Source organism: Roseibium denhamense (assembly GCF_009711415.1).
Classification (GTDB): Bacteria; Pseudomonadota; Alphaproteobacteria; order Rhizobiales; family Stappiaceae; genus Roseibium; species Roseibium denhamense.
On record NZ_SMLZ01000107.1, the window covers coordinates 76,501 to 88,774 of the forward strand.

Annotated in this window: 12 protein-coding genes; 5 read left to right on the forward strand and 7 right to left on the reverse strand. The window is 57.7% G+C overall.

What is annotated here, in order from left to right; all coding sequences use genetic code 11:
* Nucleotides 1-110: 110 nt before the first annotated feature.
* On the reverse strand, nucleotides 111-989 hold the full coding sequence (locus E1180_RS10835; RefSeq protein ID WP_155191198.1) for a LysR substrate-binding domain-containing protein: 879 nt from the start codon (nucleotides 987-989) through the stop codon (nucleotides 111-113).
* A gap of 111 nt (nucleotides 990-1,100) precedes the next feature.
* On the opposite strand from E1180_RS10835, the gene E1180_RS10840 reads away from it, so the two are divergent.
* The 3 genes from E1180_RS10840 to E1180_RS10850 all read left to right on the forward strand — a co-directional run bounded on the left by E1180_RS10840 (nucleotide 1,101) and on the right by E1180_RS10850 (nucleotide 5,273).
* Nucleotides 1,101-2,075 (forward strand): NAD(P)-dependent oxidoreductase, encoded by a 975-nt coding sequence (locus tag E1180_RS10840; protein WP_155191199.1) that lies wholly within the window; start codon nucleotides 1,101-1,103, stop codon nucleotides 2,073-2,075.
* 64 nt (nucleotides 2,076-2,139) lie between these two features.
* Complete coding sequence (locus E1180_RS10845) at nucleotides 2,140-3,564, forward strand: aldehyde dehydrogenase family protein (protein WP_155191200.1); 1,425 nt, start codon at nucleotides 2,140-2,142, stop codon at nucleotides 3,562-3,564.
* Nucleotides 3,565-3,710: 146 nt separating this feature from the next.
* Nucleotides 3,711-5,273, forward strand: a complete 1,563-nt coding sequence (locus E1180_RS10850; RefSeq protein WP_155191201.1) for a DUF427 domain-containing protein — start codon at nucleotides 3,711-3,713, stop codon at nucleotides 5,271-5,273.
* 44 nt (nucleotides 5,274-5,317) lie between these two features.
* Here the strand turns inward: E1180_RS10850 and E1180_RS10855 are convergent, their stop codons facing one another.
* The 6 genes from E1180_RS10855 to E1180_RS10880 all read right to left on the reverse strand — a co-directional run bounded on the left by E1180_RS10855 (nucleotide 5,318) and on the right by E1180_RS10880 (nucleotide 10,605).
* On the reverse strand, nucleotides 5,318-5,593 hold the full coding sequence (locus E1180_RS10855) for an antitermination protein (RefSeq protein WP_155191202.1): 276 nt from the start codon (nucleotides 5,591-5,593) through the stop codon (nucleotides 5,318-5,320).
* Nucleotides 5,594-5,853: 260 nt separating this feature from the next.
* Entirely contained in the window at nucleotides 5,854-6,186 is a 333-nt protein-coding gene (grxD, locus tag E1180_RS10860; RefSeq protein WP_155191203.1) for a Grx4 family monothiol glutaredoxin, read from the reverse strand.
* A gap of 110 nt (nucleotides 6,187-6,296) precedes the next feature.
* Complete coding sequence (locus E1180_RS10865; protein WP_155191204.1) at nucleotides 6,297-6,530, reverse strand: BolA family protein; 234 nt, start codon at nucleotides 6,528-6,530, stop codon at nucleotides 6,297-6,299.
* 41 nt (nucleotides 6,531-6,571) lie between these two features.
* Nucleotides 6,572-8,770, reverse strand: coding sequence for a phosphoribosylformylglycinamidine synthase subunit PurL (gene purL, locus E1180_RS10870; protein ID WP_155191205.1), 2,199 nt, complete (start codon nucleotides 8,768-8,770; stop codon nucleotides 6,572-6,574).
* A 116-nt stretch (nucleotides 8,771-8,886) separates the two neighbouring features.
* Nucleotides 8,887-9,858 (reverse strand): calcium/sodium antiporter, encoded by a 972-nt coding sequence (locus E1180_RS10875; RefSeq protein WP_155191206.1) that lies wholly within the window; start codon nucleotides 9,856-9,858, stop codon nucleotides 8,887-8,889.
* 210 nt (nucleotides 9,859-10,068) lie between these two features.
* Nucleotides 10,069-10,605 (reverse strand): peroxiredoxin-like family protein, encoded by a 537-nt coding sequence (locus E1180_RS10880; protein ID WP_155191207.1) that lies wholly within the window; start codon nucleotides 10,603-10,605, stop codon nucleotides 10,069-10,071.
* 93 nt (nucleotides 10,606-10,698) lie between these two features.
* Between E1180_RS10880 and E1180_RS10885 the strand changes: the two genes are divergently transcribed.
* Both E1180_RS10885 and E1180_RS10890 read left to right on the forward strand, forming a co-directional pair.
* Nucleotides 10,699-11,517 (forward strand): helix-turn-helix domain-containing protein, encoded by an 819-nt coding sequence (locus E1180_RS10885; RefSeq protein ID WP_208997075.1) that lies wholly within the window; start codon nucleotides 10,699-10,701, stop codon nucleotides 11,515-11,517.
* Between the two features lie 157 nt (nucleotides 11,518-11,674).
* On the forward strand, nucleotides 11,675-12,247 hold the full coding sequence (locus tag E1180_RS10890; protein WP_155191208.1) for a hypothetical protein: 573 nt from the start codon (nucleotides 11,675-11,677) through the stop codon (nucleotides 12,245-12,247).
* Nucleotides 12,248-12,274 lie beyond the last annotated feature (27 nt).

Consider the following 12,274-nt stretch of genomic DNA (forward strand, 5'->3'; position numbering starts at 1 on the left):
CACTCAATATTCGATCAGCTTTGGGCGGTAAGTCGGGTCCAATTTATCGCCCGCTGATCTAGACCACCCGCCGGGCATCCTTGGCGATTGCGCCCAAAACGTCCGCCGCCTTAATCCGCAAACAGCTGCCGTATCCAGGCTTCCGTCAGCGTGGCGGCTGCGCTCGGGGCAGGGGCCTTGTCCCGCCGCACCAGATAGTGGCTTTGATCCATCGGGATTTTGAGAGCCACTGGCACGGTGAGGCGATTATCTGCCTGAAGCCGGTTTGCCACCTTGTCCAGGATGAGAGCGGTGCCGCCCTTTGCCGCCGCATACTCAATCGCGGCCAAGGAGGTATCAACTGTGATTTTGTGCGCGTCTTCGGGCAAGGGGCGCGCGGCCGCTTCGCAGAACCTCATCCAGTGATTCTCAAACCCGAGAATGTGAATGAGCGGCTTGCTCAAGAGGTCATCCACCGAGGGTGTTTCGGGAAGGAGATCCGGATGGCATACGGCAACCGCATGACTTGTTCCCAGTCTTTCAGCCACACATCCGGGCCAGTCCCCATTTCCAAGGCGCACTTCGATTTGAGTGTCGGTATCAAGTGCTGTGTCTGCCCAGATGGCGGATAAGAGCCTGACGGTGAGGTGCGGGTTGGCCTCCTGAAAAGCGGGCAAGGCGGGCGCGATGATCATGGCTGCCGAGGAGATGGGCGCGCGGATCGTGACGCTGCCACTAAGCCGCTTGCCAAAGAGCGCCTGGGTTGACTGGTTGAGCTCCTGGAGCGCCTTGCGGACGGCGGGCAGGTAAGCCCGCCCACTCTCTGTCAGATCGAGTTTACGGGTACTCCGGGCAAGAAGTTCGTGCCCCAGCTGGGTTTCAAGCGCGCGGATATGGGTGCTGACGGCAGCTTGGGTCAGGCCCAGCTCATCACCGGCGGCTGTAAAACTGCCAAGGCGGCTGACGGCTTCAAAGCTCCGCAGCCACAGGAGGTTCGGTAAATGCGACATTGTCTATCTATAAAATAATCCATGTAATCCGCTACAAATAAATCGTTTCACTTGTTTTTACGGTCCCGGCACGATTGACCCCATCCTTACAGCACATCTTATGGGGCACACATGCATATCGGGTTCATCGGTCTGGGAAATGTTGGCGGCAAACTTGCTGGAAGTGTCTTGCGCAACGGCCATGAATTGACAGTTCTGGATCTCAATGAAGATCTGGTCGATGCCTTTGCGGCCAAAGGGGCCAAGCGCGGGGCGTCCCCGAGATCGCTTGCCGAAACCTGCGACGTGATCATTACCTGTCTTCCGAGCCCGGCCGCATGTGCGGCCGTTGTGGAGGGCCCTGATGGAATCCTGGAGGGGATCGGCCCGGGCAGGATCTGGGCGGAAATGTCGACCACGGATGCCGAGGAAACCAAGCGGCTTGCCCAGCTGGTTATCGGCAAGGGCGGGGAGGCCATCGAGTGCCCGGTATCGGGCGGCTGCCACCGGGCGGCGACGGGCAATATTTCCATTTTTGCAGGCTGTACCCGAGCAACCTTCGAAAAGGTGTTGCCGCTTCTAACGGTCCTGGGGCGCCGGGTTCTTCATACCGGGGATATCGGGTCGGCATCGATCCTCAAGGTGGTCACCAATTATCTTGCAACAGCCAATCTCGTGTCCCTTGCCGAAGCTCTGACGACCTGCAAGGCAGCAGGCATGGACCTCAACACGGCCTATGAGGCCATTCGGATTTCCTCAGGAAACTCATTCGTCCATGAAACGGAAAGTCAGGTGATCTTGAACGGATCACGGGACATTTCCTTCACCATGGATCTGGTTGCCAAGGATGTGGGGCTGTTCCAGTCCATCGCAGACGCGCACCAGGTTCCGCTTGAGTTATCGCCGCTCGTTCTGAAGATTTTCGAGGACGGTATCCATCAATTCGGCCCGCGGGAGCTCTCGCCCAACATTATCAAGCGGCTTGAAGTGCTGACCGGACTTGATGTCCGTGCCCCTGGTTTTCCTGCAGAAATGTATGACGATGAGCCGGAAGAAACCGGGTATGAGGTGGTTCCCCAGCGCGGTCAGGCCCTTGCCGCCGAGTAGCTGCGGATGACAAGATCTGTGAAATAAAGACCTTCCTGCCGGTAACCGGGGACGGAAAGACACGATGCTCGACAAACGTCAGTTTTACATCAATGGGGCCTGGGTGGCTCCAGTGATGCCTAATGATCTTGAAGTGATTAACCCGGCAACCGAACAACCGGTTGCTGTCATATCGCTCGGGAACGCAGAAGATGTCGATAAGGCCGTCAGTGCGGCCCGCGCCGCCTTCGAGATGTTTTCAGAGACATCTGTTGAGGAGCGCGTCACTCTTCTTGAGCGCATCATCTCTATCTGCGACCGGCGGGCGCCGGAGATGGATGAGGCGATCCGTTTGGAGATGGGGGCTCCGAAGACATTTGCAAATGAACAGCAGACACCTGCTGCAACAGGCCATTTGCAGGCAACGCTTGAGGCCTTGAAGTCCCATTCTTTTGAGCGGAAAAGCCCGCGGGGGGGCAGCTTGCTCCGATCCGAACCGATCGGCGTATGTGGGTTGATCACGCCCTGGAATTGGCCAATCAATCAGATTGCAGCCAAAGTGGCTCCAGCTCTTGCGGCCGGATGCACCATGATCTTGAAACCAAGCGAGGTTGCACCGCTGTCTGCACTCCTGTTTGCCGAGATCCTGCATGAGGCTGGCTGCCCGGCAGGTGTCTTCAACCTGGTAAATGGCGATGGCCCCGGTGTTGGTATGGCACTTTCGTCCCATCCAGATATCGACATGATTTCGTTCACCGGGTCCACGCGCGCTGGCATTTCAGTGTCCCAAAACGCCGCGCCGACCATCAAAAGAGTTGCGCTTGAGCTGGGCGGCAAATCGCCAAACATTCTGTTCGCGGACGCTGATCTAGAAAGTGCCGTTCAGTTCTCCATTTCCAGCTGCTTTTCCAACTCCGGCCAGTCCTGCGATGCCCCAACACGGCTTCTGGTTGAACGCAGTGTCTATGACAAGGTGACCGCCCTGGCCGGAGAGGCGGCCGGAAACACGCAGGTCGGCGACCCGGCGGAGACCGGTGATCATATCGGACCGGTGATCAGCGACCGGCAGTATCAGACCATCCAAAGCCATATTGAGCGCGGTCTTGCAAGCGGGGCCCGGCTGGTCGCGGGCGGGCCGGGCAAGCCGGAGGGGCTGGAAACGGGCTACTATGTCAGGCCGACTGTGTTCGCGGATGTGACCAATGAAATGCCGCTTGCGCAAAACGAAATTTTCGGTCCCGTGCTGGTCATGATCCCGTTTGAAAGCGAGGAAGACGCAATCTCGATTGCAAATGACACGCCGTATGGGCTTGCTGCGTATGTTCAAACCGGTGACCCGGAGCGTGCAAAACGCGTGTCGCGCAAACTCAGGGCCGGCAGTGTTTATATCAACGGTGCGAGCCCTGACTGGGATGTCCCGTTTGGCGGCTATAAGCAGTCGGGGAATGGACGGGAATATGGACAGTTCGGTCTGGAGGACTTTCTGGAGCTGAAGGCGATCACCGGATAACAGGTTAAGGTGTCCTGGGCTGTCAGGCTGCTTAAACAGCCAGGGAACCCCATAAGCAGTCACGGCCATGTGAAAATTGCCGGGCTGCTTGCCGGTGCGGTGCCGGTGTAGTCTTCGCTTGATCCTACGCAGGTAAGCCGATTGCAATGACCATACGTGCCCAGCAAACCTCCAACGACTACCGTATTCTCGTAGAGCCAGCGCAGGGCGAGGTGACGGCTTGGCACGGCGCGCAGCTTCTCGCCCGGTCGACGAAGGCGCGGATCATGCACGAGACGCGCCTGCCGCCTGCTGTTTACTTTCCGCTAGAGGATGTAACGGCGAAACTTGTGCCGTCGGCTGACTACCGGACGTTCTGTCCGTTCAAGGGCACGGCGCATTACAGCGATGTTGTGGCCGGAGATCAGACGTTTCCCAAAGCCGCATGGTCATACCTTCATGCCTTGCCTGAGGGGCAAGCGGTTGAAGGCCATGTTGCCTTTGCGCCAGCCGCGGTGACGCGGATCGAAACAGCGGCCGGCCGGATACCCGAAATTCAAACCGGCAACATTACCGGGCCAACGGTGGATTGGCTGCTGCGGGAAGCATGGCTCGAAAAAACACCGGAAAGCCTTCTGTCGGCTTTGGGGCGCAAACTCGTGCAAGATGGCATCGCCGTGAGCCGTCTGACGATCCTCATTTGGTCCCTTCATCCCATGATTGCGGGCCGGCACATTGTCTGGACACGGGATGGCGATACGGTTGAGAGCCGGTATCCATCCTATGACCTGCTCGAGAGCCCCCGGTATCAGAACAGTCCCCTGCGCCATGTCGCCGATGGTCTTGGCGGTATTCGCCAGAAGCTGGACACGAACCCGCAGGAGTTCAATTTCCCGGTGATTGAGGAGTTGCGGGCCGCAGGTGTGACAGACTACGTCGCCATGCCCTTGGCGTTTTCGGATGGCCGGATCAACGTCATGACACTGGCTTCTGATCACCCGAAAGGCTTTACAACCGCCAATCTGGGACTTGTCTTTGAGTGTTCTGCGCTGATCAGCCGCCTGTTCGAGGTGTTTGCCCTTGCGTCCAACGCGACGTCGCTGCTGGAGACATATCTGGGCAAAAGAACTGGTGCCAGAGTGCTGGGCGGTGAGATCCGGCGGGGGGATGGCGATGTGATCGACGCTGCGATCCTGTTCTGCGACCTGAGGCATTCAACACGTCTTGAGACGGAGCTCGGGCGGGTGGATTACATGCGCGAACTCAATCGTTTCTTCGAGACCACCACCGATGTCGTTAACGCACATGATGGCGAAGTGCTCAAATTCATCGGGGACGCGGTCCTTGCTATTTTCCCGGCGGGTTCAGATCACGCCAAGGCGTGCCGGCAGGCCCTGGAAAGCGCCAAGAACATCGTAAAGGCACTGGAGACGCCGCCAGATGGTGATGACCGGCGGCTGGAGTGTGCGATCGGTATTGCCTTTGGAGAGGTTGCCTATGGCAACGTCGGATCGCGGGAACGTCTCGATTTCACGGTCATCGGCAGTGCCGCGAACATCGCCGCGCGCCTCGGGGATCATGGGAAGGTGATCGGGCACCGCATCCTGGCAACCAAGGATGTTGCGGGCACGGCCGGCCAAGGCATCAAGCCGCTCGGCGCCCTTGAACTTCATAATGTCACGGGATTGGTGGACGCGGTTGCCGTTCGTGCCGGGTCTCCCTCAGCTTGAAACGGGCCTTTTGCCGGTATCGGCGCATCACGCCAGATCGGAGCTTACTGCGCGTCTCCTTCAAAGCCGCCATACCGCTGGTTCCGGACCAAAATCACCAGGCCTTGCTTGCTTGGCTCGGCATTCCGTTCCGCGACGCCGCCGTAATTCTCGCAAAGCTCTTCCGCGCTCTTGGCCTTGGAGGGGGTGAACATTGTGATGGCATGACAGTCGACGCGGCGCAGGGAATTGTCGGAGTTCGTATTTCCGGACAGCGCGAAAGTGCCCCCGGTCAAAGCCAGTAAGCCTATCGTCAGCGAAGTGACTGCAATCTTGTTCATGTCCCCGGTCCCTTGTCCTGGCTCCCGACACGCATCGGGCCTTCTGCATGGGGCGGAGAATGGCGGAACGCACCTGTACCGAATTTGAAATCCGCATTCACCTTGTGTTCATGTTAGGTGATTCGAAGAGTCCTGCCGAGAGACGGGCCACAATTCTGCCGAAAATGATTCGGGTTAACGTTGGATAAGCCATGCACAGACGCAAAAACGAAAAACGGGCGGTCATACCGCCCGTTAGAACCTGTTGTTTTTAACAGGGTTTAAGCGCTTTTCTGAAGGTCTACGCCCTTGTCGGACAGCAATCCTTGAAGTTCCTGGTTCTGGAACATCTCGCGGATAATGTCGCAACCGCCAACGAATTCGCCCTTCACATAAAGCTGCGGGATTGTCGGCCAGTTCGTGAAATCCTTGATGCCCTGACGCAATTCGTCGTCTTCAAGGACATTGATGCCTTTATACGGAGCGCCAATGTAATCGAGAATTTGGATCACCTGGCCCGAGAAGCCGCATTGTGGGAAGTTCGGCGTGCCCTTCATGAACAGGACAACGTCATTGGTGTCGACTTCGTTCTTGATCCAGTCCTGGATGCTCATTGTGATATCCTTTGCCGCTGTGGCGGCCGGTTTCGCCCGGCTGTCTTAGATCCGTATTATCCCGTATATGGGCGCTGTATGCAGGTTTTAAACTGCATCGGTGCGGAAATTCAATCCGGCGCTTTGGTTTGAAGGGCCAAAGCGTGCAATTCGCCGCCCATGTTGCCCTTGAGCGCCTCGTAGACCATCTGGTGCTGTTGGACCCTGCTTTTCCCGCGAAACGCTTCGGAGACCACATTGGCGGCATAGTGATCACCGTCCCCGGCCAAATCCCGGATCTCGACCTGAGCGTCGGGCAGTGCCTCCTTGATCAAGGTCTCGATCTCATTCGCGTTCATTGGCATGGGGGTCAGTCCTCTTCCTCAATTCCCAAACAGCAATAGACTCAGGCTGTTGTCATGTAGCTTGGGAACCAATCTTCGTGTGCTTTCTTCAAGTTTGCAACGGATATGGTGAGAATGCCGTCGACAATCAATTCCGTCCCGCCGGTCGTACCGATCTGCTGGACCTCGATGCCCGCATCGATCACGTCTTCCAGAACCGCATCCAGGCGTTCGGGATCTATTGTGACGACATAACGCCCTTGGTCTTCACCAAACAAGGCAGCATGTGCGGGACCATCGACGGATACTGTCGCGCCAATTCCCGACGCCATGGCCATCTCTGCCAAGGCAACACCGAGCCCGCCCGATGAAATGTCGTGAACGGCAGTGACACGTCCGCCGCCGATCAATTGACGGACAATTGTGCCACGGCGCTTCTCGGCAGCCAGATCAACCGGAGGCGGTGCGCCTTCCTCGCGGCCGAGAACGTCCGCCAGGTACTGTGACGCGCCCAAGTGGGTTCCCGGTCCGCCGATCACAAGAATGGCGTCGCCTTCCTTGGCAAAGGAGGCGGCCGCCCGCACCGTGACATCGGGCAGGAGACCGACACCGCCAATCGCGGGGGTCGGCAGGATCGCTTCGCCATGGGTCTCGTTGTATAGCGACACATTGCCGGAGACGATCGGGAAGTCCAGTTCCCGGCAGGCTTCGCCAATGCCTTTGATACAATGCACGAACTGGCCCATGATTTCCGGGCGCTCGGGATTGCCGAAGTTCAGGTTGTCCGTTGCAGCCAGTGGCTCCGACCCGACAGCCGTCAGGTTGCGCCAGACTTCAGCGACCGCCTGTTTGCCGCCTTCAAATGCGTCCGCCTCGCAGTAACGCGGCGTGACATCGACGGAAAAAGACAAGCCCTTCCTGGTGCCCTCAACCCGGATAACACCGGCATCTCCGCCGGGTGTTGCCGCCGAGTTGCCCTGAATGAGCGTGTCATATTGTTCATAGACCCACCGGCGGGAAGAGCCGTTGGCGCTGCCGACAAGCCTTTTCAAGGCTTCGGCATAGTCTTCCGGCTCCGCCACGTCTTCAGCTGCCAGAACCGGGCGTTTTTTCGGTTCGATCCAGGGACGGTCATATTCCGGAGCCTCGTCGCCGAGCTCCTTGATCGGAAGATCCGCGACGATGTCGCCCTGATGTTTGACCACAAACCGGAGTGTGTCTGTAGTGACACCGACAATCGCAAAGTCCAGGCCCCACTTCTTGAAGATTGCCTCGGCTTGCGCTTCCTTGGCCGGCTCCAGAACCATGAGCATGCGCTCCTGGCTTTCCGACAGCATCATCTCGTAGGCGCTCATATGGTCTTCGCGGACCGGCACTTGGTCGAGATTCAGTTCAATCCCGAGGTCGCCCTTGGCGCCCATTTCGACGGCCGAGCAGGTGAGACCCGCAGCGCCCATGTCCTGGATCGCAATGACAGCGCCCGTTTCCATGAGTTCAAGGCAGGCTTCCAGAAGGCATTTTTCCGTAAACGGGTCACCCACCTGAACGGTGGGGCGTTTTTCTTCAATCGTATCGTCGAATTCGGCAGAGGCCATGGTTGCGCCGCCAACGCCGTCGCGGCCGGTCTTTGCACCAAGATAAACGACCGGCAAACCAACGCCCTTGGCCTCGGACAGGAAGATGCCGTCGTGTTTGGCAAGGCCGGCTGCGAAAGCGTTGACAAGGCAGTTGCCATTATACCGGGCGTGAAATTCCACTTCACCGCCAACCGTCGGCACCCCGAAGGAGTTGCCGTATCCGCCGACACCGGACACCACGCCGGAAACCAGATGCCGGGTCCGCGGATGATCGGGTTCGCCGAAACGCAGAGCATTCATGGCGGCGACCGGACGGGCCCCCATCGTAAAGACGTCGCGAAGAATGCCGCCGACACCGGTGGCTGCTCCCTGGTACGGCTCGATGTAGGACGGGTGATTGTGGCTTTCCATTTTGAAGACAACACACTGGCCGTCGCCGATATCCACAACACCTGCGTTTTCGCCCGGCCCCTGCAGCACACGGGGCCCTTCCGTGGGAAGGGTCTTCAACCACTTCTTGGAGGATTTGTAGGAGCAGTGCTCATTCCACATCGCCGAAAAAATGCCGAGTTCGGTGAAGGTCGGCTCCCTGCCGATCAAGTCCAGAATGCGTTGATATTCGTCCGGCTTCAGGCCGTGGGATTCGATGAGCTCTGGGGTGATCTTGATATCGTTCGGGATCATGTCTGTCCGCTATGGTTGGCCCGCAATCGGCATTGGGCAAGCAATGATGCCGCCCTTTAGCAGATTGTTTCGCGCTTGGGGAGCCTTGCGTCTCAAAGAAAACCGGATGGCCGCTATCATCCAAGGGCATTCTTCAAGACGAGGCCTGTGTAAGCCACATAGGCTGCCAGCATGACAGCACCTTCCCGGCGCGAAATGCGCCAGCCGCTCATGGCAAACCACAGCAATCCGGCGGTTGCGGCCAGCAAGACCCAAATGTCGAACCGGACAATTTCGGGCGGAATGGTCAGGGGCGTTACAACTGCCGTCAAACCGAGAATTCCAAGGATGTTGAAGAGGTTCGAGCCCAGGATGTTTCCAAGTGCGATATCTGTTTGCCGTTTGAGGGCTGCGATCACCGAGGTCACCAACTCGGGCAAAGAGGTGCCGACGGCAACAATCGTGACGCCAATGACGGCATCGCTGACGCCTGCGGCCTGAGCCAGGCTGACAGCACCGGACACCAGGAAATGCGCACCGGCAAGGATCATGACAAGGCCCACAAGGGCCAGCGCGAAGTCTGTCACCAGCCCGAAATTGCGCTTTGCCGGTATCGGCGGCATCAACTCCGTTTCGCTCTGGTGGAGTTCGGCGGACGGCGAGTTTGTTCCTTTTTCCATCCGGTAGGTGAGGATCAGGTAGGCGCTCAGCGCGGCCAGCAAGGCGAGGCCGGCGGAAAAGCCGACGGTTCCATAAAGCGCAAGGCCGATAAGGGCGACGACTGCCAGACCGTTGGCCGGCCCATCACGCATCAAGGCAGCCGGTTCAACCCGGATCGGGAAGACAAGCGCCGTTAGTCCGAGAATGAGCAGGATGTTGGCGATGTTTGACCCGACAACGTTGCCGACTGCAATACCCGCAGAGCCGTTGGACGCAGCAAAGATGCTGGTCATGAGTTCGGGGGTTGAGGTGCCGAAGCCAACGAGAACGAGGCCGATCAGCAGCTCGGACAAGCCGAAGCGCTTGGCAAGCGCAACAGACCCGCGCACAAGCAGATCGCCGCCGGCGACCAGCAGCACCAAGCCAAACAGAATTTCCAGATAAGTCATTTCGGGAGTTCCAAAGGATCGTTATCCGCAAATGGGAGAGATCCAAAGGTTCCACAAGGGGGCGGGCAGGGCCAGCAATAAATATCTTGCACGGCACCGTTTCAGAGCCTGCAGGTGTGTGCACCGCACGCCTTGGTTTTCGCGGAAATAGCAGACCCGGATACCCGTATCCGGGTCTGCCTGGGAAACGCCACGCTATGAACGCGTGACCTAGACCTCGCCCGTGTACTCGCCACGCGCGGGGTAGTCGTTCTTTTGAACAAAATCCAAAGCACCAATCATCTCTTGGAAATGCGGGCGGACGAAAGGCATTGTCTGGACAGATGCAAAGTAAAGACTGCCGTCCGGTTTGACGAGAAAGACACCGGGCTCGGAAAACAGCGCCGGTTCTTCGATGCCGATTGATGTCGTGCCGCGGCTGGTGGAGATGAACAGGCCCCAGGCTTTGGCAACGTTCAGCGGCAGGCCGTAGCCGAAACGCAAATCGTCCATGCCGACCTTTTCAGCCATTTGCTGAGTGCGGTCCTTGTCGTCCGACGAAATGGCAATCGTCTTGACGCCTTTGTCGGCAAAATCCGCTGTCAGACGGCCGAGTTCCTTCAAATAGGTCGCACAAATCGGGCAGTGCAGTCCGCGATAGAAAACAACCAGGGTGGCGAAGCCGGCTCCGTCTTCGGCCAGATCAAACGTTCCGGATGTCAGTGTTTCGACCTGAAGGGCAGGGACCTTTTGGCGTGGGATAAGCATTTTGCTTCCTTGGCGATTACTGGAAAGGGGTTTCCATTTCCGTTGCGATGCGCTTAGAGTATCGAACGATTGAAATTATATCGTGCATTAAATATGATCCGGGGTACGGAAATGCAGGTGCCTTACCGCACATCCTTCAATGGCAAACTCGACCGCTTGTCCTCATTGATCGACCGTTTAAGAGTTCAAGTCAGCCAATCGGCGTTATCGGATCCGGATTGCGAAACCGCCTTGCTATGGGTCTGTGAAACACCGGCCAAGACCCAACGGCTGATCCTTTGCCCGACGGATAACGAAGACGACCGTGCGTTCACCGGTCTTGCGCCGCGGCCGGATGAACGTGTCAAGGTTTCTGCGCGAATCGCCATATCCGGGGTGGGCAAACAACTGATCTCCGCACTTCCCGATTGCTTGTCTGTTGAATTGTCCGACGATCCGTATCTGCAAGCGGTGGTCACGCCGCTGATCGAGGAAGTCGTGATGCCCCGATGTGGCGGTCAGGCCGTTTTTCAGCGGTTGTGCGAGGTCGTCGTTATCCGGCTTTTGCGCCATGCAATGGCAGAGGGAAAAGTGAATACCGGATTGCTGAATGGCCTCGCCCACCCGAGAATTGCCGAAGCTCTCGTTGGGATACATGAAGCTCCGGCTGAGGCATGGAGCCTGGAGAAACTGGCTCAGACCGCCGGCATGTCCCGCACGCAATTTGCGGTTACGTTCAAGGATTTGGTGGGCGTGACGCCCATGGGCTATCTTGCAAGCTGGCGGCTGGAGATCGCGCGGGAGGAATTGGAAAGCGGACGGCAGGTCAAGTCTGTTGCCAATCTGTGCGGCTTTTCCAGTCCGGCGGCGTTTTCTCGGGCCTATTCAAAACGGTTCGGTGTTCCGCCCCGCGGAGCAAGGGCCGCGTCCTAACCACTGCGGCCCGCTTGAGCACAGCCGTGTAATCCGCCCACCTCAATATAAATTGGCCTCTGTAGTCCCTACATTGTCAGGACTGATGCAATTAATAGTTGCATATTTTTAACTCCTTTACCGCAGCCTTTGGTGTGATCAGCCTGGAGGTGCGACCATGAACTTTAGAACGTTAGCCTGTGCTGCAGGTCTTCTTATTGCCGGTTCTCCGGCTTTTGCAAACGAGTTCGAAGCCGAACTCACTGCCCTTGCCAACAGTCAGATGGCCGAGATTGCGGGCTCAGACATCGTCGTTGCCGCTGTAAAGGCCCGTAACACGGAGACCGCCGCGTTTGATCAGGCGCAGATTGATGCACTGGACACCGCTTGGCGGTCGGAACTCGATTCCAATGACCAACCCATGATCGATGAAGTCCTCGACAATGAGTTGTCGCTGCACCTGTTGGATATTCAAGACAGCAGCGATGGCCTTTTTACAGAGATTTTTGTCATGGATGCAAAGGGCCTCAATGTGGGGCAGAGCGACGTTACTTCGGACTATTGGCAGGGTGACGAGGCCAAATGGCAGGATACCTACGGCAAGGGCGCCGGGGCTATTCTGATTGGTGAACTGGAACAAGACGATTCGACACAGCTTTTGCAAAGCCAGGTCAGCCTGTCGATCACGGACCCTGACAGCGGCGAGCCGATTGGTGCCATTACCTTTGGTGTGAATGTCGAAAAACTGTGAGCGCGCAGTATTACCGCCGGTGTGACC